The organism is Paenibacillus sp. 2TAB26 (genome assembly GCF_052115145.1).
Taxonomy (GTDB): domain Bacteria; phylum Bacillota; class Bacilli; order Paenibacillales; family Paenibacillaceae; genus Pristimantibacillus.
In genome coordinates this window covers 18,454-43,798 of the sequence record NZ_JBFRGC010000026.1, presented here as the reverse complement: position 1 = coordinate 43,798, position 25,345 = coordinate 18,454, and the positions used below count along the sequence as shown (strand labels likewise).

Sequence of the window (25,345 nt, the reverse complement as noted above, 5' to 3'; positions counted from 1 at the left end):
GCCTCCTATGTCATGTCAGTGAGATTTAAATTTGAACTACGATTTTACCGAAATATTGCTTTCCTTCAGCCAAGAGCGCGAATGCTTCTCCAATTCGATCCAGAGGGAATACGTGGTCGATGACAGGATGTAAATGATGATGGGCAATCGCTCGATTCATCTTTTCAAAGTGATCACGGTTGCCGACTTGACTGCCGCGAATAGTTGCGGCTTTCTGCAAGATGCCAGTGACATCGTATTCCGGAATGGTCAAGCCCGTTAAGAACCCGACCATACTCAAGGTCCCTCCAACACGTAGCGCATTGATGGATTTTACCATTGTTGCCGCTCCGCCAACATCCAGAACATGATCGACGCCGCAGCCAGTCACCTCTAACACCGCCTTATCCCAATCGGGAACTTCCGAATAATTGATCGTTTCCCATGCGCCAAGAGCTTTTGCTCGTTCCAGCTTGGCGTTGCTGCTCGATGTGATGATGGCCCGCGCTCCAGCCATAAGAGAGAACTGAAGCCCGAAGATGGAAACACCCCCTGTTCCTTGCAGCAGCACGGTATCACCCGCTTTCAAACCACCGTATTCCATTAGCATGCTCCATGCGGTTAAAGCTGCGATCGGCAAGGTGGAAGCCTCCTCCCACGTGAGGTGATCGGGAATAGGAACGACTCCGTTTTCATTCAGAACGACATACTCGGCCGCCACTCCGTTCAACGGACCTCCCAGACTGTCTCTTAACACCTTCGCTCTTGGGCTGCCGGCAATGAATTGCTGTTGTAAATTACCCGCTACTCGGTCTCCAACCTGAAACTTTGTTACTCCTTGGCCAACGGCTACAACTTCTCCCGCTCCGTCTGATATTGGAATGAAAGGAAATTTGATGTCGACCGGCATTAATCCGCTCAGAATCACTAGATCCCGGTAATTGAGAGAAGCTGCCCTCATGCGGATCAGCACCTCTTGAGGACCCGGCGTTGGTATTTCAAGTTCCACCAGGGTTAATTCCTCAAATCCAAATCCGTTTTTCAGTTGTATAGCTTTCATCGTATTGTCCTCCCTGAAAGATCAGATTGATTACCCGAATTCCTATTATTACTGGATCCATTGCGCGGACGAAGCATGCTTCCAACAAGCCGAAGACCTTGCTTTCGTGTAATGAAACGCCCTAACTGCGCCCCGATATAGTTCTGCATACCAGGAACGACATACATTTTCCCTTCCTTTAATGCACGAAGTGCAACCTCTACGACTCTTTCCGGAGTGTCTTTCTTTCCGACGGAGGCTTCTTCCGCTCCTACGACATTAAAGAAACTGGTATCCGTCGAACCGGGACAAAGTGCGAAGAATTTTATGCCGCGATCGCGGTTTTCCCAATATAACGCTTGAGTAAACGACAAGACAAAAGCTTTTGTCGCCCCATATACGGCCATATAGGGAAGCGGCTGAAATCCGGCGGTTGAAGCAACATTGATAACTGTACCTGAGCTTCTGCGCAACATGTCCGGTAAGAACAAGTGGGTCATATCTACAACAGCGGCGACATTGAGCATAACTTCTTCATGTTGACGCTCACCTGACACTTCTTCAAACAAACCATGTGTAGCAAAGCCAGCATTGTTGATCAGAAGTTCAATATCCACTTTCAAAATTCGACATTGCTGATATATTTCGCTAGGTGCACCCTCCTTCGCAAGATCCATAGTGATAACCTCTGCTTTGATGCCATACTTCTTTCTGAGCTCTGATGCCAGGCTCTCAAGCTTGCTCTTCGACCTTGCCACGAGAACCAAATTACTTCCTTGTTTTGCCAGTTGTCTCGCGAATTGCTCTCCAATACCGGAAGAAGCTCCCGTAATAAGTGACCATTTTCCTTGAATTGTCAAGTGTCAACTCTCCTTTCAAATACAATGTTTTATTATAGAAACAATGTTACCAAAACCCCAAAAGTTATCCCCACTTCCCGAGGGAGTAAGGAATCGTTGCGTTATGTTTGGTAACAGTGTTTCTTATTGGTTTCATTGTAACTACCCTTTTTTAGAAAGTCAATATGAGATTTGGATATCCAACGTCGCATTGACAATCGTCCAACAACTAAATAAAGTTACTGGTAAGAGAGTCAGACACTTTGTTTCCTGATGAAAACACGATAACTGAAGGTGATGATTATGAGCGACCAAGAGATATCTTCCATTGCGAATACACAAAAGTTAAAAACCTACCAAGAAGCTCGCTTGCAAAATATTGATAATCTCCGTAAACTCGTTGTTGATGCTGCGGCTACGCTCTTGCAAGAAGAAGGGCCGGAAGCCGTTACGGTGCGTAAGATAGCACAGAAAATGGATTGCTCGACAAAAATCATCTATAACTTGTTTGTTAATAAAGAGGGTTTAGTTCAACAATTGTATCTGGACGGCTGTAAGCTTCTTGCTAACGAATTCGAGGGGACACCACAGTCTACTAATCCGGCGCAGCAGTTGCTGAATTTAGGCGAAACCTTTTGGCAATTTGGGCAGCGCTACTCCAGCTATTATAAGCTGATGTTTGGAGGAGCCTTCGCAGATTTCAAACCGGACGAGGAAAGCATGCATGGCACCATAACAGCCATGAGGCAATTATTGACAGTGATCAGCAATGCACAAGAGCAAGGTCTGATTCACAGTCAGTATGACACGGAAACCTTTATACTTATATTCTGGGCTTCACTCCACGGCGTTATTCATCTTTACATTGGAGGACACTTGGGAGATGTACAATCGGCCCATTCAGTATACAGGCAAACGTTGTCTTTAATTGTCAGCTCGTTGTTTCCAAATCATAACGCCTAAACGGGGATCCTAATTCGGTAAAGGTGGGGGCATCACAACTGAGCCAAGTGCCATTTCGTGAAGAAAAACTATTTCAAAAAGCCTTCCCATATATGTTTCTTCAACGTTCTAGTATTAATATAGCCTCCAATTTTTAAAAAGATGGGGGCTAATAAACGTTTGCCCATTTGAATAGACTCCCAGTATATAAAATTTATCCTTTTGGAGTTAACACAATTTATAAACAAAAAAAAACCACCCCGAAGGGTGGTCCGTACTCATGATGAGCACAATAGGATTTGGATAGGAGTGGAGAGTCCTATCCCAAACCTGAAGCTTTTTTAAGTGTTACACATATTCATGTCTTTCAACTTCAATAACCGATTAATGAAGGATCTATTCGACACTAGGTTACCCTCCAAAAAAAAAACGAAACCTGTAAAGGCGATGATGTCAACCAAGGTTTGTTGGTCGCAACTTAGCCCCTTTGCCTTTACGTCAAGCACCTCTGATTTTTGTTGAAGCAATTCGTATAGTGTGAAAGCAGTACCAGCTCCACTATGATTAATCCTTACCGTGCCTGGTGCCAACCGAACGGCATACATCGGCTTTCAAATCCGATATTTCTTCCTATTAGAACGCTGCTCATTAGCGCAGTGAGGCTGCCGTTACATGCCTGCAGCCTCGTCTTGGTTATTGTTAAGCTAAAGTACACGTTAGTTTAATACCATGTTATTGCATAATATTTTATTTTAATCCATTTTGTTAACTGCTGTTCACTTACAGCGACACTCTACGCCGTCGGACATTATCGGTTAAAGGTCTTCCGGCTTTATAAATTTCACCTCTGGATACATGTCGTTCGGACCCTGAATCAGATTTCCACCTGCTCCTTTCAACTGCTTATTAAAGAAATCGAGTACATATTGATTTACGATGCTTGATCCTCTTTTACCATTTATATCTCCTGTTATTCCAGTCAGTTTAATCAACTCAGAATAGAATTGAAGGTCCGTGAAATTGAAGTGTTGGGTACCTTCTACATAAATCGCACTTCCCCCCTGATTGATAACATTTTTAATAATGTGCAGCTCATCTGAAAGTTGTTTATTTATTTCGTTATCCGAACTTTTATCATTTTTAAAATCTACTAACCAGTCTTTAAAACTTCCCGATCTAATGAACATAAAAGGCTTGTTTATAACATCTCTATTTTCCACTTCAAATAGTGACCCGTCCATATTAATCCCGGCCTTGATTCTATGATCTAAATAAGTTGTATTAAACGCCGTTGCTCCCCCAAAAGAATGCCCCATCACGCCTAAGTTATTTAAATCTATTTTCCCTTTAAATTGACTTTCGATTGCACCTGAATTTAGCTTTTCAATTTGGTTGATTACAAACTCTACATCTTGTGTCCATATATTTCCAATTATTCTGCGTTCATCTATTGTTGTCATCTTTGTTTTATAGTCCGTTACACGGCCATCCGGAAAAATGGTAGCAAAGGTGCTATACGTATGATCGATTGTGACCACGATAAACCCATGACTGGCCAGATTCTCGGCCTGTGATGCATGTAGAACTCTACTGGTTCCCATTCCGTGAGATAGCAGTACCAAGGGATAAGGACTTGTAGAAGGTAATATTTCTACATTATCATAAGAGTTGGTTTTACTATACTTCCAGTAATCGAACACAAAATCGGGAAGGTTTAAAGAATTAGAGTATGTCTGAATGTACTTTTTGAACATTTCTTTATCTTTTGGAAAAAGAGCTTCACTCTTGTTGTTATTGCTCTTTTCAGAAGGATACCAAACTTGAACCATTAGTTCCCTCTTATCGTTTTGATCTTCAGTTAAGACTTCATCTCTGTTCTGATCCGTAAAATGAAAAGTTTGAGTACCCACTTTCTCTGGACCATTAGGCTTTGGCAAATGAAAGACAGGCAAGTATACAGACAAGCTGGTAGATACAACAAGTAGAATGACGACTAGGGAAGATAAACTATATTTCAACGGCTTCCCTATTTTTAAATTCACCATCTTTTTTGATTGCCTGAGTAAAACGATGAGTATGAAAAGAGCCGTCATAATATAAACCAAAAGCAACTGCCATCTGTATCCCTCAACAAACAATTGAGCTACAAATATAACGCCACTTCCTATACACAAAACCAATCCTGTTTTCTTTGCACTTCTTTTAATAAACAATAGATCTACGAGTAAAGCGAAACAGGATAGAACTAAAAGTATCTCAAATAATCTCATTTGAATTCCTCTCTTTCATCACGAACTATTACAGGTTATTTACTTCGCTTCATTCATGAATGCGCTCAGCTATTTCTTTAAATTTGGTATGGTGTAAATAATGTGATCCATCCATTGTTATTACTTTTCCATGCACCGAGTCTTTGATCTGTCCTTCGTGCAAAGGTATCCATCCTTTACACCTTCATTATTCGCTTGAATCACGAGAAGAAGTGGAAGATCTTTAGGGAAGGTTAAACCTTGAGCCCCTTTAAAATTCGAAAAAAAGATGGTCCATCTCATTCAACATCGTGGAACGATTTGAGTTTTTATTCGGCAGCATTTTCATCTGCTATACAGTGTGCTCATCAAATGCGAATCCAGCTTAAGGGTCACCACCAAATTTGATCGCCAATCTTTGCAGACCTGATTTTTTGAGAAATGCAAAAGTCTTTAATGGGAATTTAACATCCATACCCGGTTGTGTTGAAACACTGCTATCGATTCCGAAAAATACAGTCAACTCGTATGGATATTTATTCACATAATCAATGCCATAAAAAAAATACCTAGAAACAGAACAACGGCGATTACGATTGCTCCTAGTATTTTAAGTATAATGTTTCGTACTTTCTTGGCCCTCGATCCATTCTACGTTTTCTTTTCCTTTGGTTGTGTCACTCTCATCTCTCCCTGTCTTGAACTGTTTGTTGGATTTTCTTCTTTGATGCTAATGAAATCTTAACCAATGAATATGTATTCCCCATGACGTCAATATGAACTGAATATGAACAAGCAAATAAATTAATAATTACTGCGACGTCATTGGCGGATAAATTTGCGCGAACAATTTATAAAATTTCCTTCATAAAACCCCTGAATCTTTCAGTAATGCACTTCTATTGGGAACGATAAAAATAATGATGATTTACTTCCAGCAGCACCACTGCACCATGTACAGAATCCTGTATTAGCTTCTCGTGCTCGGGAATCCATCTGTCCGTTGCCGGGCAATTCGCTTGGATAAAGAAAATAACAGGAAGATTTGGAGGGGAAGTTAATTGTTCAGCTGCTTTACAAGTTGAGGCTTGAAACGTGGGACACAGTCAATCTGGGCAAATGCACCGATTGTGTATCTCATGGAAACTTCCCCAAGCGGGTTTATTCTCTGCAATAAATCAACTTGAACTGGGAGTTCATTAMTTGATACCGATTGTACTAATCGGACTCCCTTTTCTGTTGTGGACGATTGGCATCATGCGTAAACGTTATTCCATTCGATGGTTACCTTATGGAAAGTAAACTTGAGGAGCTTAGCATAGATTTTGCATTGCAAGATATGTGCCTGGCATGCGAAAGCCAGCCGCCCTCCATTCTCACCTTTGGTAAACCTCTTAGCAGATAACTCCGGAATCCCCTGTTGTACTTTATTTGCCCAAACACACTTTCCGATTCAATCATTCTTCGAACCGACAACGCGTATCCATCCTCGTTCCTAAGTTACTCACGGAATTGCTGCTTGTCACATAATTGAATAACTTTTTCTCAGGTAGCTTAATAATGTTGTTTCTTTATTAGAAACTTTCAAACATTTTTTGAAAAACCCCTATGATTTACCTATGATTAGGCCATGCTGCATATGTTTTTTTGATATTTAGCAACTGAACATTATCTCTTTAGGAGTGATGCATTATGAACTATTGAACATTTGGTAAGAGAACTATGTCATTCCGGAATACAGAAATGAAGATGCATCAAAGTAGGACTGACTATGAAGTACCATGCTAAAAGACGGATAGACCCTGTTAATGTTCATATTGAAAAGAAACCAACTCCCCCTTTGCACTTATCACTTCGCAGGAAGAGTAAAAGAGATGTTCAACTGGCTGTTGATAAAAACGGATAGTTGATCATGGCATCAAAATAGCCCTACCTACGCTCCATGAGTTTTGGGTTTAGTTCATGGTATCAATTGGGCGTAAAGATAAAATAATATCGTTACTAATTATTGATTTGTTTCTATCAACTAAATTGTTATTAAGAGGTGTACTTTATGACTTTCATTACAATTTGTGCAATTCTAAAAGCAAAACCTGGACAAGAGGAGCAGCTACGCGATGAATTGATCAAACTTATTAAACCGTCACGTGCAGAAAAAGGCTGTAAACAATATAAGCTGCATAAATCGCTTGAAGAAAAAGGCACATATGTTTTTTATGAGTCTTGGGCTGACGAAGATGCCATAATCGCACATGTAAATACCGATCATTACCAAACATACCTCAAAAATATAGAAACTATAATTGCTAAAATGGAAGTTTATCATTTGGAAAACATTGAATGATAAGATCAAAGCACATGCAAGTAGGTTGTTTTCGTTTATGTTAATATCATTCGATTTTCGAATTGGTATTAGCATTTATCTACCGAGAAAAAGTTTCTTTTATAGAAACTCTTTCTCTTTATTTGAACTTATTTAAGTTCTCACTTAATATTGGCCTACATAAAGGAGGTGAAAGTATGAATTCAAAAATCTTTATAGCACTAATGTCACTTGCGTTAAGTGCTTTTGCCATAGGAACGACAGAATTTGTTATTGTCGGTATTCTGCAAGAGGTAGCCACCGATCTTGGCATATCAGTAACCCAAGCTGGGACACTCGTGTCTGGGTATGCAGTAGCCCTTGCTATTGGAACCCCGATCGTCGTAGTTATGACCGGGAAACTGYCTAAAAAAGGATATCTGGTGTTCCTCATGATTTTGTTCACTGCAGGGAATGCTCTGGCAGCATTAGCTTCTACCTATTCCATGTTGCTCTTATCAAGGATAATTACAGCTGTTGCACACGGTGTATTTTTCGCTGTTGCAGCTACAGTGGCCGCAGATATGGTCCCTGCTAACAAAAAAGGCACCGCCATTTCCATCATGTTCACGGGGTTAACCGTTGCTACCATTTTGGGTGTTCCCCTTGGAACATATATCGGACAGGAATTTGGTTGGCGGATGTCATTTGCCGTGGTCGCTGTATTAGGGCTAATCGCTTTGTTGGTCAGTCTTATAGCCATAGAAAAAGTCCCGCGTTCAAAGCACTCACCGAGCCTTAGAGATATTGGAAGTTTGATTTTCAATCCTCGGATCATCACTGCACTGCTAATGACTGTACTGGGTTTCGGCGGAACCTTCGCCTTATTTACGTATATCTCTCCTATCCTTAAAGAGATTAGCGGATACTCAGCCTCGTCTATTTCATGGCTGCTGTTGGTTTACGGTGTTGCAGTGGCAATTGGGAATATTATCGGGGGGAAATTAGCAAATGGGCATCCTGTCAAGGCGCTTCGATTCGTATTTCTATTTCAAGGCATTGCCCTGCTGCTGCAAATATGGCTACTGCCCAACAAGACGCTCACTATTTTGTCCCTTATATTAATGGGTTTCTTCGCCTTTATGATGTCTCCCGGCGTACAGGCTTACATTCTAATGCTTGCAGAAAAGCTGGTACCTTCTGCTAAGGATGTCGCTTCTGCATTAAACATCTCTGCATTTAATATTGGGATAGCTGCTGGTTCTACTTTGGGTGGGCTTGCTGTAGACCATAAGCATATTATGGATACAGCTTGGATCGGTGCAATTATGGCTGGATTCGCATTTTTACTCGCAGCTATAAACTACAGAATGGATAATAAATAGAATCTTTTTGTTGAGGAGAGAGGATAAATGAACTTGAAATCATTAGACCTGTTAGAGAAAGAATTGGAATTTACAAGTTTTAGCCATAAAGATGCACTCGCCATTGGCAATCGGATTGTGCAGTATTCCCAAGAAAACAACGTAGCGGTGGCCGTGCATATTGAACGTAACCGAGTTCCTGTGTTTACGCATCTAATGGATGGTACTTCGGAAGAAAACTACGTATGGTTATTTCGTAAAAAACGGATCGTCGATCACTATAATCGCAGTTCTGCCTACATCAACCAGCGCTTTATCCAAAGCGGTGCATCTCATGAAGAACACTCTCTGCTTTCCACTACAGAGTATCAAGCAGTTGGCGGTTCTATTCCCATCCGTGTCAAAGGTGTTGGCGTAGTCGGGTCTGTAACAGTCGGAGGATTGTCGGGCGAGTTAGATCATGCTTACGCAGTTGAGGGCATTCGCCTGTTTTTAAAAGGAGAATAAGTGGTCATGGTTATGGCCACTTTAATGATGAGAGGGTTGGGCGTAAAGCTCTTTCCCTCTCTTTTTCATTCATAATCAGTTCATCAAAAGCTACTTTCTATATTTCACTTCATACATGTTAGTATGGAATGCAATGGTTTTTACTTATATGTAAAATTGTATGTCAATCATTCAATTATAATAAACAATTTCCCGCTTTCAGTAAATCTGAAACTATATTGATAGTCATGAAGACAATATATAAAGATGCTTAGAGGTGAATCAATGGAACAATATGAGGTTGCAACCCTAAAAAAAGGACTACTAATTCTAGACGCATTGCAGCAAGGTGCACCCATGAGACTGAGTGAGATTATGCACCGGTTTAACCTTAACAAGTCTACAACTTTTCGTCTGCTATATACGCTGGAAATGACAGGTTTTATTCAAAAAGATGGTTTCACGTACAGAGCTTCTGAATTAAAGGAGCACCATTCATCATCTGCAAACACTCGACTTAATTGGTTAGCTGTTCCATCCTTGCATCAATTAGCGCTGGAACTTGGCGAAACCGCATATATAGGAGTTTTAGATGGGATGAAAGTCATGACAGTACAAGTGGTGGAGGGAAATCATGCCATCCGTAGCCACACACGCGTAGGTGATTCCGCTTATGCCCATCTAAGTGCCTTTGGGAAAGTTATTCTGGCACACCTAAGTGATGAACAACAAAAAAAAATGCTTACACATCTTACCCAGCACAAAGCAACAAAACATACTTTTGACGACAACCATTTATTAAAAGAGCATCTAAATGTAATCCGTCAACAAGGATACGCCATTGATGATGAAGAAACAGAAGTAGGTTTACGCTGCGTAGCTGCACCAATATTTTATAATGGTAAAGTGATCGCAGCATTGGCTATATCCGGCCCTGCCGCACGATTAAGCCGAAAGAGAGACCGTGCGGTAAGTAAAAAATTGAAGGAATGCAGTGCACAGATTTCCGGTCTATTTTGACCCTCTCAACTTCGCATACGAAGATTAACAAAAAAGAGATCGAACAACTCTACAGTTGCTAAAAGAATACTTGGCGAAGCAATCCGACCCCTTAAAACCAAGCAGCTTGGGCCATCTCTGAAATAACAAGATCTCCAAATTCGGCAACTTGCATTTTTATCTGCAAGACGTATGCTTTTCGTTTAATAAAGAGAGCAGGCTTTCGTAGCGCCTGCTCATCAATTCTGTGTATTTTAACTTTCACCGTTAACTATTTGCTCAAAACTATGGAGTCTGCGAATCGTATCGGGTAAATCTCTAATATCAGAAGTTAGCTTCGGGGTATCCCAACAGTATAGGAGAGTGCATTCATGCGCTTGCTAAAATCGCAAATACCCAACCACTTAAGAAGGAATTACATAATTTCATTTAAAAATAATTCCAAATGTATAAGGGCAAAATACTGTTTACATTTGTATAAAACGGCGGATATAAAATGGTACAGAATTACTCGAAGAGAATCGACATTCTTATTGAAAAATTGTTAGGAATTTTTGTGCTCAATTTCACGAAAGCTTACCTGCATCTCAAGTTCCCCTATGTTTTTTCCACTTCCTGATTTTCGCACGAAAGGTTTTGAAAGGGGCTGCTGAATTAATGTGAATCCACCTTGCCATAGGCCAGTTTTCCTTGCCGCCTGTCCATTTGCGGATGCCTTGTGTAAAAAGCTCTTCCTCGGTCAACGTGTTGATCCAGTCAAGCCATTGCTGCTCCGCTCTCCGTAATAAGTCCCGCAGCTCAGGCAAGGAGACTGCGGTATATCTGTCGTAAAAGGACCGATACAGTCCGCCAAGTTGGTTCCATTTATAGTCGGGAGATGGCATGAGAATGGGTCGGCCTTCCTTTTCATCCTTGTCCCAGCCCATCACCAGATCAAGCCAACCAAGCTGGTAAGCGATGATCTCGGCGGGTGTTTTATCCACTTCAGGTATCCTAATATCCTTCTCACTATTGTCGATCCCGTCAAACTCAGCATCCAACAACATATATTGAGAATGGATCGTCTTCATCAAATCCTCTTTGGAAGTATAATCATAGCTTGCCACAGCACTCACTCCACTTTTTTTATTCTGGTAATAACATAAAGCTGTACCGACTGTCAGTGTAGTTTCAGATTGACAAGCTGAAAATCAATTATGAATCCAAACCAATCAATGGAGCTGGATCGTGAGTTCTACGAGTAGAATCTAACACGTCGTTTGTATTGAACAAATTCAACAGCCTGTCTCTTTGTGTTTGGATTTTGGATACATCTTTTCGAGTTAATCATTCTCAGATATTTCCTATAACATAATTTTCATAAATTTCTAAAAATTATATAATTAGTAGCACTTATAGATCCGCAAGCGATCTGCCCTATCAGCTATCATATCACACCATGGTTAATTATGGATATTTTTTGACGGTTTATCCATATGTGACTTCAACAAATTACGCTTGTCTTCATTTGATGCCACTTGATATATCCTATCTTGATCGTGTGATCCAACGCCGACTTTTCTTTCAGATCAAATTTTTTTTATATTAGTACAAGCTGTAAGGATTCACGGGTCTTGCGACTTTCCAAACTGCTAATAAATTTTGCATTATTCAGCAATCCCTTGTTTTTGAATATTTCGAGAGGAAACATAGTAACTGGCGATTTCCAATGCCTATACCAAAATTAATATTTTGTATGGGAATTTTGATGACCTTCTTAGTGAACTTGCAATCGCAATTGAATTCGAACTAGATTCACGAGATAAACGTATCACAAGAAATTAACTACACAAAATCATCTTATAAGAATAATGAGGTTCTATTTTTCTAAAAAAAAAACCACCCCGAAGGGTGGTCCGTACTCATGATGAGCACTATAGGATTTGGATAGGAGTGGAGAGTCCTGTCCTGAACCTGTAGTTTTAGAGTCAGCTTCATCACAACATTGGAGTCCCAGGTTAAACGGCCAGCTTTTCAACGATAATCATTCCTTTCTACAACGAACAATTTGAGAGCGCATTCAATACGTCGTGAATGATAAGACTCAATTAACCTTGCTTGATTCTGTTAATCTGAGATGAATGGTAATTATAGTATATGCTACTGAAATATGTGTGCAATCTCTACTAAGCATTTTAATATAGAATGTCTGCTGAGTACAAGGAGCAATAAAGTTCACTATCATCAAAGTACTAAATCGGGGTAAAATATATCTAATTAGCCTTCTATATAATACTCAGATTTTCTTCAGGCTCCCTATGAACAAAATCACAATTTTTAACATGACGCTAGTGCACAACAGAACCAGCGAAGCGCTCTCCCAGACTGAGCTAGGCCCCAAGGTACCTTCCAACATACAATAGAATCATTTTCAATCTACGAAAAATAGAGCAACATAAGCACTTTCTCTCCTAATGCTTAATAATTAATCAGGTAAATGAGTTATTCAACGCATCCTCACAACCGACACACATCACTCCACATGTGTTAGTTTGAAGAACACAAATAACCTTCTACAATCCCTCCGTCGTTTCGATTCTTACGAGTTTTATTTCCTACGTTACAACACAAGAGTAAAGGTAGAAATATATCCTTTTCAGCATCTGGGTAAACCAAAAGCTCCTATCTCTTTGGCCTAATAGACCAGATAGGAGCTTTATACAATAAGCTTATGGGTAAACGCGATGTGGAAGAATTTTTAGCCAAATCTCAGTTTCTTTATCCTTTTTGCTGTAGTCATGATAATTAGTTGCTTCAAGGACATCTCTGTAATACCAATGCTCTGGCTTGTTATCCGGCCACTGCTTCGCGTCTTTGTGAATCTCTTTGGTCTGGACATGTCGATCTAATACACTATTGATTAAGGTCATGGCTTCAGCACGTGTGATGTATTGATCAGGCCTAAAGGTCTTATCCGCATACCCCTTTATCCAGCCTTTGTTCACTGAGGATGCAATGTACTTCTCTGCCCAATGACCACTGATATCTGTAAAGAAATCATTCGTTCTTTCATCTAGTTTATCAAATCTCGAAGCAATTGCAGCGAACTCTGCTCTAGTTATATACTGTCCCGGTGCAAATGTTCCATCTGGATAACCATTTATTACTTTGGCTTTATTCATCGTAGCAATGTATTTGTTAGACCATCGATCACTCGTCACATCAGAGAAAGAATGCGTGTTAGAAAGATAATCTTCGCGGCTGTTATCTTCCATTAATCGGTAAAAAATAGTAGCAACCTCTTCACGATCAATACTGTTTTCGGGCTTCACCATTCCATCTGGATAACCAATTATATAGTCAAAATGAAGATCATACTCTAATTTAGGCGGCTGTACAGGCGTTGGCGTTGGTGTTGGTGTTGGTGTTGGTGTTGGTGTTGGTGTTGGTGTTGGTGTTGGTGTTGGTGTTGGTGTTGGTGTTGGTGTTGGTGTCGGTGTTGATATTGGTGTTGGCGTTGGTGTTGGGTTAATCAGAATTGTAATCGTCGATAAATATTCATCGCCACCTTCACCAGTTTGGACGAGGACTGTGAATGTATCCGTACCTGTATAATTGGCTTCTGGCGTATATGTCCAGATTCCATCCTCATCCTCATCCTCATCCCATTCTACCTTTCCGTGGCTAGGACTGCTAGCAAAGTCGAAATCTAACCAATCCATTTCAAAATCTACTGCTACGGGACCTCCAGATACAGCCGTATTTATCATCGTTGCTTTATTCTCATTGATTATGCTAGGCGGATTGTTAACTGGATACTCAAATGGAGGAATAATTAAAATATCCCATTTAATTATGTATACATCTTTATTCGTAGTAGCAATTATAGTAAAGCTATCTTCACCCGTAGAACCTGGACTTGCTTCATATTCAAAAATAGGATAAACATATCCACCATCTATTATCTTCCCAAGATAAGGACCATCTGTTAATTTATAAGTAATTCCTCCATGTTCAGGATAAGGAACTTTTATATTTCCCTGAAATATCTCCCCAGATTGCACTACGTCATAGTTCGGTATATTGGAATAAAGTGCATCTACAGAATAGTAATTTTTACTCGAATCAATTGTAATACTTTCCTCACTAGTAACTGGAGTTGCAATAGTATAGCCTGCCACTGTGCTAAACTTAATTGTATAGGTACCATCAGTAACATTATGAAAAAAGAATCTACCGTCCTCATAGGTTCTCGTTTGCGCTACTTCCACACCACCATTCATAAGCACTACAAGTACACTCTGCTCTAATGGGTAGCTTGAATCAGCATCATCACCTGTATCATTGCCTGTTACTTTACCAAAAATTGTAGCTTTCCCTGGCGAAACAGCCGAAACGCTTGGAGTAACCATGAGCACAGGAGCCACGAATCCAACTACAAGTGATACCATACATAACCATGAAAATACTTTATTCATATGTCGTTTCATTAAAGATTACCCTCCTATAATTCTGGTTTTTGACCCAACAACCACATCTGCGTGTAAGAACCGTAGTTGTTCAGCGTGATGAGCAGAATACCTGAGATTACCACAAATTGAGCCTCCGATCATACATGAATCAACACCAACCACTTCTTTGCCCAGTTTCCTCCACTCCACAATGCTCTGATTTGACATAAATATTCTTAAATGTACCATCTTACCTTCGCGCTCTCTATTATCCGAAAGTAGCAAAATAGTCGAAGTTGGGTATACTTTCGTTCTCCTCACTCATAAAAAAAGCAGACAAGCTCTCTCCTAAGTGAAAACTTGCTGATCCGCTTTCCCAAAATGCCCGATCAAGTCCACATAAAAAAATACAGTAGATACTGTTATCAGTACCTACCGTACTTGAGATAAGTGTTTTCTACTCTACGTCTAGTGTATGACCAAGACTGGCATTCAGCATGCGTAAGATCATGAGCAACGACTCCGTTCTCGTCGCAATTGCATTCGGTTTGAATAAACCGTCCGGCGTACCCTTTACAATTCCCATATCGGATAATGTATCAATTTCAGCTTCTGCCCAGTGATCTCTAACATCACTGAACTTCGTACTCTTCACAAAGTTCATGTTTATTACTTTTGAAAGCATAGTTACGATTTCCGCTCTTGTTATCGTCTGATTCGGTTTGAATGTTCCATCTAAGTAACCCTTAGCAATACCTATTGTTTTTAATGTAGCAATGGGATCTGCTGCCCAATGACCTTTGGTGTCTATAAAGTCGTAATCACCTTCTGACGTTAAACCAAGGGCTCTTACGAATAGAGATGCAAACTCTGCTCTAGTTATCGTAGCGTTAGCTCGAAATGAACCATCCTCATATCCATTGATGATGCCAAGCTTAGTCGCAAGTACAATCGCTTTAGCATTTTGGGCATTTGCAGGTACATCCTTATAGGATACGATAGGCGCAGTGTTCGATTTTGCTACCATTGACTTAATTACCTCAATATTAACCTCATCAATATAAAATGGCTTTGGTGCTTGTGTTGGTATTGGTGTCGGTGATGGTGTCGGTGATGGTGTCGGTGTCGGTGTCGGTGTCGGTGTCGGTGGCACTACGATTGGACTATTCTCTCGTGTCACAGATACCGTATATGTCTTAGTCGCAACTCCATCCGACGCGGTAACCACCACATTTAGCGTGTTCACGCCTACCTTCAGCGGAAGCTCGCTGCTCGCTGAGCCGCTAGCAACCAGTTCCGCTATACCACCGTTAATCGCTACAGTTACAGTTGATATCTGTTTAGCAGTTACGGGTGTTACATGAATACTGCTGACACTATTCGCGACGTTAGCATTATAACTGAAACTATTTTCATCAAAAGGCTGACTAAGCTTTGCCCCAGATGATAGACGCAATCCGCTAAGGTTTTCATTATTTATTACCCAATTTGCATATAACAGAATATTGCTGCTAGATCCTATAGTGTCACCCTTGTTATATGCAGTCCCTCTGCCGTCACTTTCCGTATTCCAGCCACCCAAGACGAAGCCTGGATTGGTCCATTTGCTTATGTTTCCATCGACCGTCACCGACTGGTTTGGCGTATAGGAAACACTATATGACCGTTCATCTTCTTGAACCTTGTCATTACTTACATAAGTTAAAAAGTTTTGATAGGCACTTAAGTAAGGATATCCACTGTTATGCTTATTCTGTTCCCATATACCTGCAAAATCCCAGCCTACGTATGTATCGTTATTTTTCATGGATAGAGAAGGCAGTCCTATACCCTTATTATCGGCTTGCCCTGAAGTATCGGTATCATAATAGCTATCGATAATATCACTCTCTTCATTGGTACCGACTAACCCGCCAACTTCTACATTTCCGGTTACATGCCCTCTCGAATAGCTGTTTTTAACGATTCCATAAAGAAGATTATAACCTACTAGACCACCAACAGATTCATTTCCATTTACTTGTCCTGTTGCATAGCTATTAGAAATAGTACTATCGAAATTATCACCTGACAAACCGCCTACATATATCTCTCCTTTAACTCGCCCTGCTGCATAGCTATGAGAGATCGTACCATAATAATTTCTTCCTGATAGACCGCCAATGTATTCAGATCCTTCTACATTTCCTGTTGCATAACTACTAGAGATAGATCCTTCTTTATTCTCACCTACTAGTCCACCAACATCTTCAGAACCATTTATATTTCCTCTTGCATAGCTATTAGAGACAGTACCTTCTATATTATTACCTACTAAGCCGCCTGTGTTCTCTGTAGCATGGCCTTCACCCGTAAAATTTTCCTCTATGCCAGTTACATTACCGGTTGCATAAGAAGAATCAACATTTCCCTCCTGACTCCTTCCAACCAAGCCACCTACATCAACGATACCAGTCACTGATGCAAGTGAAATGCCATTACTTATATCACTTAAAAAATGAAAACCGACAAGGCCACCAACTGCTCCCTCACCCTCTACGATCCCTTCAAAGGTAGCATGAGTGAGGGTAGAAAGATAATTAAAGCCTATGATTCCACCTACTGATCCACTGCCCTTTACGGTTCCATCAAAGTTGACGTTAGAAATGGTCGTATCGCCATCATTGTAGCCTATTACCCCGCCTATCCAATTTCCAGACCCTGATACTAATCCTGTAGCCGTAACATTTTCAATCATTCCATCCCCATAAAAATGGCCAACTAGGGCTCCTACACTTTCTGTACCCCTTACATCTACATTTTCCAGTACTAGATCTCGAATACTGCTTGAAGCAGCAGCTTCCCCAAACAACCCTCCTATTTCAACAGAATCAGTATTATCTACATACAAATTGACTATCTTAAATTTTCCCCCATCAAGATGTCCTGAAAATGCTGCTGCATCAGAACCTATCGGTTGCCATGAATGGTTTTCATCATAAGCACTTAAATCAATATCATTGATCAAAACAAAATGGCTATCCAGATAATTCCGCACTTCATTTAATTGATCTGCTGTCGCAATTTGATATGGATCTTGATCCGTTCCATCCCCTCCATTAAAGCCTGCTGCCGCTTGAACGTGGACCCCTTCAGGATTAGGATTTGCCAAACTCGGATAATTTCCAACCACCATAGCTAACACAATAATAAATACAATTACCCGTTTATTCCAATAACGAAATGCCATTAATACTTCTCCTCCTCTATCATTTCAGTATCTAAGCTACTTTACCCTTTCGGTTTTCATGGACAAACCATCCAATTTCCCCCACTTTAAAATACTTCGATTCTTAATTTTACCCGCTTGCCTTCGCGCATTCTATTATCCGAACGTAGCAAAATGGTCCAATTCGGGTATACTTTCGTTCTCCTCACAGACAAAAAAGAAGACAAGCTTTCTCCTAAGAGAAAACTTGTCTAAATACAATCAATATGTTTTATTCAAGTAGCTGTTAACGAGCTGCGTACGATTCCTGACATTCTGCTTCCGAAATACAGCTGTCAAATGCTTCTTGACCGTTACTTCTGTAATACACAAGTCCGTCGCAATTTCTTGATTCGTATAACCTTTTACGAGCAGAACCACCACTTCTTTTTCCCGCTCAGACAGCAACCCCATACCATCGTCCTGTCGCTTGGCATGATCTAAAAGACCGAAGGACGTGATCATTTTGTTCAAATAATCCTGCAGCTTATCACCTCTCGTATCGAGAACGTAATACGGCGTAGGCGTGTTATGGTCATAATCGTAATGTGCAACGTTCTTCACCTGCTCGCAGCCCAAGCCCAGGTGGAATTTCTTTAAAAAGGGGAGCTCCGTAGGGCCAGTCGTCACGACATAACCGGAAGATATAAGCAGTGAGACGAACGCTAACCCCGCAGTCGTACGTACCGCCACGTCCTCAAAATCCGACACATCGATCGATTTCACAAAATAACCAGCATTATGTTCATTCGGCACCCGGAGTTCCTTTAGCTTATGGTCCGGCAAACTTTGGAAATAAGTGGACGACAGCGGATGAGTTAGCAAGTAGTCAAGAGTACCTCTATGAATCGGTATGATTGCCGTCAGACCTCGTATTGCCCCATCCTGGTCTCTCATCAGCTTAACAATGCCGGGATCGAGCTCGTAAAGCTCTTGAAGATGAATATGCTTAATCGAGTAAAAGCCTTCTTCTTTAGAAAGCATATATTCGAACCTCTCCCCCGTTTCCTGGTTCTGGAGAGGAAGGCAAACTTCCTTCAGATTGATGCGACGATTGTCCAAATACTGCTCTGCCTCCACCCAATTGGACGGATTCAATGGCTCCATGAGAAGCGGAGTCAATTTCTGAAAACAGAGATTGCGTACAACATGATCGCCGATATAATAGTACCATTCGACCGCTTCCCAAGTGATTGTCTTTCTCTTGGACGGATTAGTCATCCTGCTGTAGTAATACATGATGCACCGCTTCCATAACCAGTCGTAATGTTCAGGCTGGCGCAAACGAAGTCCATTGCTGATTGCATCCCGCATCAAATCATGGAGGATCCATCCCCTATCCACTCTCCGAATGAAGGAAAGTCCAACCAGCCTTTGGAATACATCTGTCTTTACCTTTTGATCCAATACATCGGAGAGCAGCTCCTGGTTAAAATGCCTTAGTACAGCTACCGTTTCTACGAGTTCCCTAAGATTATCGTCCGGAACCTCTTTTAACCAAATGCTCAGAATATGTTCGAAAACTTCGATTTCATCGACTAATTCTAAGCCCTGAATGTTCTGTAGTATCGTTGTCGAGACGACCAAGGACAACGTTAGCGGATGTCCTCTCGTTTTCATCCAAATTTGTTGGATCATTGGCTCCTGAGAAATGCCTGAGCGCTCCATGTATTGCTTAACGGAGATATAATCCAGATCGCCAATGGGCATCCGGTGTATCCAGTGGCGCCATACCGGAGAACTGAGCCACATCCCTTGCATGGGGAATCTCCCCGCAACGAGAATCAGGATATCTGGGTACAATTGTGGAAGGAATGCCTCTCTCAGCCATTGCTCCATATCACCCATGTCCTCGAATGTGTCTAATGCTAGGACAAGCTTCTGATTCACCGCTTTTTCCCTCAGGATATCATGGCATAGCTCTAGAAGCGCCTGCGGCTCGGTGGTCTGCTGAAACTCCTCCATCGGATAGCCGAGTTTGTGCAGCAATTGCGTGCAGAAGTCCTGCGGTGTATGAGAGAACCCGCGGCTGTCCATCAACAGAAAAGCGGCGTTCACATTCACTGCCAGCCGCCGGAACTCATCGATTAAATAACTTTTCCCTACGCCGCCGGTACCATAGATATTCAAGATCCGTCCCTGTTGCCCGCCGACTGTCAGTTGCTGCAAGAAATACTGAATTTCGAGGTCCCGTCCTACCAAATAATGCCGTTCCAGCTGGTCAATCTGGCCAGCTCTACGTTCCTCGGGACCGCCTACCTTCACCTTGCTATCATACATAGGATATACCCACCTTCGAATGACATCATTATAGAATTGAAGGACAAGTGCGGTACTACCGGCAATTTAAATCCCATAACCATCGTGGATTGAACAGAGATAATAAGTCCACTTGGTAAGGATTACAATTACTGCCTAATCTCTTCCACTCATATCGTAAAAACTATCAATTGTAGTTTTATCTTTGTTCGTGCAAACAAATACCCATGTACATCCGATCCATGAATACATATCGCAATATCGACTATGGCATCTCCTATTATAAAATTACATATAAGATCATATTTTAAAATGGGTCATAGCCCTTTAGCCATCTTAAGGAGGTCGCTCTATCTTGAAGTTTAAAGCTCAAGCCAAACAAAATCAACTGCTCGAAAGCATTTCAACCCAGCACCTTGTCGTCGGCATCGACATCGCCCAGGAATTCCTTGTAGCTCGCGCTGTCAACTTCCGTGGGATTATGCTCGGCACTCCGCTTCACTTCTCCTCGATTTAGGCATTGTCGTCCACCTCAGTCTCTCTTTTTATTCACTATACTTTTTAGAGAGGGGTACGACAACTAGTCTGACACAGAAGGTCAACAAGCATATTTAAACTATTATTAATATAATATGGGAGAATGTCGATTAAAAAGTTAAGTCAAAGTGCTTTTTAATCGGAGGCTTTTCAAATGAATTATAGGCGTACATGTCTAATTATTTTATTTGTAGGATTAGTAATATGGTTTGCAGCCTATTTAATATCTCTACGCGTCTTTTCAGGTCTAATATTAGTATTAAGTTACCCATTTTTCGTCATCATACCATGGATTAGCTTGCTATTATCTATTATTATGTTATTTATGACTAGAAAATGGTGTTCAATTGAAAGACTTTTTTCCCTACTATTACTATTCCCGTTTCTGCTTGCTGTGGAAACTCCTACCGTCAACGAAAGGCTCACATTATATAAAGAACCTACTGATTCAATCATACGAACTTATTTTCAAACTTTTGAACTCTCACAACCCAAAGTCTTAGATCTATCAGACCCCCTTATTACTTATAACGATCATAATAAGACATTGTTATTAAATATAAAGTTAGTACCAGAACTTGTATCAAAGAACATGGATATTTTTTTAAAAGGTAACTCGGATGCTCCTGTCGATGGATATGCAAAATACTTTATGAATATTCTAGCATTACAATTTATTCATCATTCAAAGAGTATTAATGAAATTAATCTACGGCCAAATCATTTGATCGTGCACGGTTATTGGGGCACTGAACTACTGCTACAGGAAGGGAGAGGTCTTACCTGTCGAGCTAGAATTATCAGTATATTGATTTATAGGCCATGTGAATAAGGAGCGGCCCAGTGTGCCCTCGGCAAACACCAGCTTTCCGTCCGGATTACGGTCATGTAGTGCCGGAAATAAGCGCTCACCTCCTCCTTGCTCATACCGCCCAAGTGGTATTGCATATCAATGCGTTGGATGGTTTCTTAATACTTTTTCAGCCTCAGCAGCTCTGGAAGCTCCTGCTGGCCGACGAAAATCAACGAGAACGGCGCGACGGAATGGATTCCTTTTCTCCATTGGCACTACAACCGACGCGATGGACGCCATTTATGCGCATACCGCGGCATTTGCCGCGAGATGAACAATGTTGCACAAGCTTGAGGCTGTACTTCGGAAAGACAAGTTGATTGACGCGATTCACGTCAACCGCGTCTTAATCGAGTTTAAGGAAAAGGCTCCTGATGCTGCGTGAAAACGTCTCGTATGCTTATGAGTTGCCCTGGATCGATGGTAACTCTGTAAGGATCTTTTTCGTGTTCCTCATGGTGCACAAATTCGGCTGGGTGACCATTGCCAAACGAAACACCACCCTATTTCGATTCGTGGGCGAAAAAGTCTTAACTTAATCAAGACGGGACTCCCCCCTGCATTTAGATAGGGGTCAAATATCACTTACCAAACTCTCAAAATGAGTGATTACCGATATATATTAACCCCTATAATTTACTTCATATTTATTATTATTTGATAAAACTTTCCATAAAATGAAACTACAATGCGACTTCGGTTTAAGCAAAGTTTATTAGCTCGTCATTAACTCCAACCCCTGCAACGCGTTTCTTCTAGAGGGCTATTCTCTCATTCAAAATAAACTCATCGTCGCTCATGTGCTGGCTCACTGTGATTTCTTCAAAAAATAACACTCGCTTTGGTGCAACCAATCGCAATATGGTCGAGAGCATGTCTGCTACAGCAGTCCGTATTCATCAATATGAAATGGATCATAGCACGGAGGCGGTCGAGAAGTTTATCGACACGATTCTTGCTATTCAAGAGCATGTCGATCCGACGCTCATTAAGCCTTATCAATTGGATAAAAAACCTTATATCGAGATGATGCAAAAGGACAGCGAGCGCTCGGAGTGGAATCTAGACCCGGATCGAACAGCTGCCGCCGCATCAGCTGCTCAATCACAGGCCGCTGACGCCAAGCGATTTCCGCCACGCCCAGATACGCGAGCTTGATCTAACTAGCGATGAAACGATTGAGTTTGCGAAGCTAAACTCTTCTGTCGTGCAGCCTTCCGGCACACCTTGAATCCCTATTATTTGGGCTTAAAAATATTCGAGGATATCGAACGCCGATTCGATAATCCAACGAAGGAAGAACAATCACGCTTCGGACGCGTTCCCGGTAAGGGCAGGGAAAAAATGTTCGAGGTACGCGAGCTTGATTCAGATATTTCGTTCATTCGCAACTACCTCACGAAGGATCTGGTTAATGATCTTGATCTGTACATTTTCGAGAAAAAGGGTCCTGAGTGGAAAATTACCGATAAAAATGGCGGATTGCCAAGCCTGATGGTTAAGGATGGGGATTTCAATCGTGTAGGGGAACTCTATCTCATTCATGAATATGAGGGTATGGAACTGGATCTCAGTACGTGGAGCGTACGCGGCCGCATGTAGTTCAGCTATGGGGAAAAAACGTTCATCTGGAGACGTTTGTTGAAGATAAGAAGATTGTGTTCAGATGTGATGGGAAGAAGACGAGTAGGAAGTTTGTTTAATTGATTGAAGTCCATCAAACAGAATACTAATTCAAAAACCCGATCACATTCGATCGGGCTTTTATTTTTTCTGACATAGGGGGATGAAGGGCGTCGCCCCCCTCTATATACAGATTTTTTTCTCTGTACATTCTCACTACAAAGAGTCCTTTTCTGAAAGACTAAAAACATTCGTACGTGTCGAAGAAATAGAACTGCTACCGAAAGCAAACTGCTACATAGTCCATTGAACTAACGTATCCCGTCCCTCGTTTTTAAGGGTTTATCTCACATATACTCACTCATTCGCAGGATTTCACCACCTTGGATTAGGCCATTCACAGGAAACAACTCGGGTGATAGCGGTTAAGGTGGTGGGCTAGGCATGCGGAAATAGAGGAACTATTAGGAAATATACCCCAGGTAGTTTCTACTGCACGCATACTCCACAATCCCTTGGAGGTTCACCCTCCCAAATCTCAACGGGTCAATGCCCTTACATTCCTTCGTTATACCTGTCCAAGGTGTGGAGACCGATAGCGTTTAGCGGATGGGTCTGAGCCCTTATGGGTAACGAACTCGGTCCTCCGTGCTTTCTTTTTGAAATCCTGCGAATGAGTCATTATACGTGTTTGCTACTAAACTTAAGCTGCTTCTGCCCATGCAATGACGGTTTTCTCTGGCGTGAACTTTTCTCCTCGTTGAACAATGCCAACTAGAATTCGTGCCAGCTTTCCTATTAACTTAAATATGGATTGCTGCTTTTTCATCTTCTTTTCTTTCACATTATGCTCATGCAGATGACGGAACACGGGATTATTCCAAACGAGCTGAGCCGTCGCGAGATAGAGATATTTTCGCAGGGCTGAGTCTCCTCGTTTCGAAAGAACAATTCGTCCTTTTCTCTTTCCTGACGTACTTTCAGCCAAATTTAGGCCAGCCTTCCGTAATACCTGACGCCCATGTGCATACTGGCTTAAATCTCCTGTGCCAGCTAGTATCGCCGCGGTGAAGATCTTTCCCAGACCTTTTATGGTGCGAAGCTGCTGCGCCATTGGAATCTCAGAAAGCAGGGCTTCGATGTCCTTTTCAAACTGTTCAAGCATGGCGGTAACTCGTTCATATTCTTCAATGAGCCGTATTAAATCTGCCTTCGATTCTTCTACAGCGGTTCGATCTCCGACACTGCGTTTAGCATGTGCGATGAGCTGTGCGGCCTTCTCAATCCCCGTAACTCCCCCAGCGCGCTGTATATGTGTTCTCCAAGCCTTGATTACATCCGGTATTGCATACGTCTCCAAATCCTGTGGGCAAGGTAATGTCTTGAGGGTCGCAAATGATCGCTTACAGGTCCAGTCTTTGAATACGGATGGATACTCAGGAAAGCGAATGTCCAGCCAGCGTATGATTCGATTCTGCAGGCGTACACTGTTCGACACCCAGAATTCGCGATCACTCATTATGGTCCGTAAGCGTTGAAACACAAGCGATTGACGCGTGTACTCATAGTAGAAGCCCCGACTTACTGAATCTGCGATGATAAGTGCATCTTTGGGATCATTTTTTGATGGACTGTTATCCCGGTTTTCTTTGTTTCTCTTGGTCGTAGCAGGGTTAACCATAACTACGTGTAATCCCTTATCTGCTAACCAGTTGGCCAGGTTAAACCAGTAATGGCCGGTTGGCTCCATGCCGATGATGAGCTTCTTTAATCGGTGTTTCTGCTGTAACTCCGTCATCCAGCGGTTCAATTTTTCAAAGCCTTCCATGCTATTTGAGAATGAGTAATGTCGTTTGGAAACCACGATCCCTAGGAAATTGGAAGCTTGTGCTACATGCGTTTCTTTGGCCATGTCGATCCCTACGACGAGATGCGAGGTGGTAATTCGTTCAATCCGTTGATTTTGTGCGTCTGATTGCTTAAACTTCATAGTAAGAGCGCCTCCTTGATGTGTTGTCGACAAACCCATCATACCGAGGCGCTCCCTTTTTGACAAAGGCTATTTCTTAGCCTTAACAGGAATGTTTAGCTTAGCGAAGATAGGTTGAGTCATAAACCAAAAACCTACAAAATCATCTTATAACCCCTGCCTCACACAGGAAATCCTTTCTAGTTATTTCGCGAGTTTCTTCAATTG

15 protein-coding genes and 4 pseudogenes are annotated in these 25,345 nt (G+C 41.6%); 8 read left to right on the top strand and 11 right to left on the bottom strand.

Annotation, left to right across the window (positions count from 1 at the left end; all coding sequences use genetic code 11):
- Positions 1 to 25: 25 nt before the first annotated feature.
- Both AB4Z50_RS26715 and AB4Z50_RS26710 read right to left on the bottom strand, forming a co-directional pair.
- A complete protein-coding gene (locus AB4Z50_RS26715; protein WP_441883853.1) occupies positions 26 to 1,039 on the bottom strand; it encodes a zinc-dependent alcohol dehydrogenase family protein in 1,014 nt (337 codons plus the stop codon).
- Positions 1,036 to 1,878: an SDR family NAD(P)-dependent oxidoreductase gene (locus AB4Z50_RS26710; protein ID WP_441883850.1), complete on the bottom strand. Its 843-nt coding sequence runs from the start codon at positions 1,876 to 1,878 to the stop codon at positions 1,036 to 1,038. The genes AB4Z50_RS26715 and AB4Z50_RS26710 overlap by 4 nt, the downstream gene beginning before the upstream one ends.
- A gap of 282 nt (positions 1,879 to 2,160) precedes the next feature.
- On the opposite strand from AB4Z50_RS26710, the gene AB4Z50_RS26705 reads away from it, so the two are divergent.
- Together AB4Z50_RS26705 and AB4Z50_RS26700 are read left to right on the top strand one after the other, a co-directional pair.
- A complete protein-coding gene (locus AB4Z50_RS26705; RefSeq protein WP_441883847.1) occupies positions 2,161 to 2,820 on the top strand; it encodes a TetR family transcriptional regulator in 660 nt (219 codons plus the stop codon).
- Between the two features lie 539 nt (positions 2,821 to 3,359).
- Entirely contained in the window at positions 3,360 to 3,524 is a 165-nt protein-coding gene (locus AB4Z50_RS26700; protein WP_441883844.1) for a hypothetical protein, read from the top strand.
- Between the two features lie 90 nt (positions 3,525 to 3,614).
- Here AB4Z50_RS26700 and AB4Z50_RS26695 read toward each other — a convergent pair whose 3' ends face one another.
- The 3 genes and pseudogenes from AB4Z50_RS26695 to AB4Z50_RS26685 all read right to left on the bottom strand — a co-directional run.
- Complete coding sequence (locus tag AB4Z50_RS26695) at positions 3,615 to 5,069, bottom strand: alpha/beta hydrolase family protein (RefSeq protein WP_441883841.1); 1,455 nt, start codon at positions 5,067 to 5,069, stop codon at positions 3,615 to 3,617.
- Between the two features lie 49 nt (positions 5,070 to 5,118).
- A pseudogene (locus AB4Z50_RS26690) lies at positions 5,119 to 5,607 on the bottom strand (alpha/beta hydrolase); the annotation flags it as partial.
- A 725-nt stretch (positions 5,608 to 6,332) separates the two neighbouring features.
- A pseudogene (locus tag AB4Z50_RS26685) lies at positions 6,333 to 6,548 on the bottom strand (transposase); the annotation flags it as partial.
- A gap of 553 nt (positions 6,549 to 7,101) precedes the next feature.
- On the opposite strand from AB4Z50_RS26685, the gene AB4Z50_RS26680 reads away from it, so the two are divergent.
- The 4 genes from AB4Z50_RS26680 to AB4Z50_RS26665 all read left to right on the top strand — a co-directional run bounded on the left by AB4Z50_RS26680 (position 7,102) and on the right by AB4Z50_RS26665 (position 10,220).
- Complete coding sequence (locus AB4Z50_RS26680) at positions 7,102 to 7,392, top strand: putative quinol monooxygenase (RefSeq protein ID WP_441883838.1); 291 nt, start codon at positions 7,102 to 7,104, stop codon at positions 7,390 to 7,392.
- A 176-nt stretch (positions 7,393 to 7,568) separates the two neighbouring features.
- Positions 7,569 to 8,735, top strand: coding sequence for an MFS transporter (locus AB4Z50_RS26675; protein WP_441883835.1), 1,167 nt, complete (start codon positions 7,569 to 7,571; stop codon positions 8,733 to 8,735).
- A 27-nt stretch (positions 8,736 to 8,762) separates the two neighbouring features.
- Entirely contained in the window at positions 8,763 to 9,221 is a 459-nt protein-coding gene (locus AB4Z50_RS26670) for a heme-binding protein (RefSeq protein ID WP_441883832.1), read from the top strand.
- Positions 9,222 to 9,485: 264 nt separating this feature from the next.
- Positions 9,486 to 10,220: an IclR family transcriptional regulator gene (locus tag AB4Z50_RS26665; RefSeq protein WP_441883829.1), complete on the top strand. Its 735-nt coding sequence runs from the start codon at positions 9,486 to 9,488 to the stop codon at positions 10,218 to 10,220.
- A 566-nt stretch (positions 10,221 to 10,786) separates the two neighbouring features.
- Here the strand turns inward: AB4Z50_RS26665 and AB4Z50_RS26660 are convergent.
- The 4 genes from AB4Z50_RS26660 to AB4Z50_RS26645 all read right to left on the bottom strand — a co-directional run bounded on the left by AB4Z50_RS26660 (position 10,787) and on the right by AB4Z50_RS26645 (position 20,156).
- A complete protein-coding gene (locus AB4Z50_RS26660; protein ID WP_441883826.1) occupies positions 10,787 to 11,305 on the bottom strand; it encodes a ClbS/DfsB family four-helix bundle protein in 519 nt (172 codons plus the stop codon).
- Positions 11,306 to 12,907: 1,602 nt separating this feature from the next.
- Positions 12,908 to 14,668 carry an S-layer homology domain-containing protein gene (locus AB4Z50_RS26655; RefSeq protein ID WP_441883823.1) on the bottom strand — a complete coding sequence of 587 codons (1,761 nt, stop codon included), beginning with the start codon at positions 14,666 to 14,668 and terminating at the stop codon, positions 12,908 to 12,910.
- A gap of 418 nt (positions 14,669 to 15,086) precedes the next feature.
- Positions 15,087 to 17,858 (bottom strand): GLUG motif-containing protein, encoded by a 2,772-nt coding sequence (locus tag AB4Z50_RS26650; protein WP_441883820.1) that lies wholly within the window; start codon positions 17,856 to 17,858, stop codon positions 15,087 to 15,089.
- Positions 17,859 to 18,098: 240 nt separating this feature from the next.
- Positions 18,099 to 20,156: a LuxR C-terminal-related transcriptional regulator gene (locus tag AB4Z50_RS26645; RefSeq protein WP_441883817.1), complete on the bottom strand. Its 2,058-nt coding sequence runs from the start codon at positions 20,154 to 20,156 to the stop codon at positions 18,099 to 18,101.
- Between the two features lie 334 nt (positions 20,157 to 20,490).
- Between AB4Z50_RS26645 and AB4Z50_RS26640 the strand changes: the two are divergent.
- Positions 20,491 to 20,646, top strand: a pseudogene (locus tag AB4Z50_RS26640) (IS110 family transposase); the annotation flags it as partial.
- A gap of 975 nt (positions 20,647 to 21,621) precedes the next feature.
- On the opposite strand, the gene AB4Z50_RS26635 reads toward AB4Z50_RS26640, so the two are convergent.
- The gene (locus tag AB4Z50_RS26635; RefSeq protein WP_441883814.1) at positions 21,622 to 21,765 is read right to left on the bottom strand and encodes a hypothetical protein; all 144 of its coding nucleotides are present in this window, start codon (positions 21,763 to 21,765) and stop codon (positions 21,622 to 21,624) included.
- Positions 21,766 to 22,181: 416 nt separating this feature from the next.
- On the opposite strand from AB4Z50_RS26635, the pseudogene AB4Z50_RS26630 reads away from it, so the two are divergent.
- Positions 22,182 to 23,228 (top strand): annotated as a pseudogene (locus tag AB4Z50_RS26630) (SpoVR family protein); the annotation flags it as partial.
- Between the two features lie 623 nt (positions 23,229 to 23,851).
- On the opposite strand, the gene AB4Z50_RS26625 reads toward AB4Z50_RS26630, so the two are convergent.
- Positions 23,852 to 25,138 carry an IS110 family transposase gene (locus tag AB4Z50_RS26625; protein WP_441883811.1) on the bottom strand — a complete coding sequence of 429 codons (1,287 nt, stop codon included), beginning with the start codon at positions 25,136 to 25,138 and terminating at the stop codon, positions 23,852 to 23,854.
- Between the last annotated feature and the right edge of the window lie 207 nt (positions 25,139 to 25,345).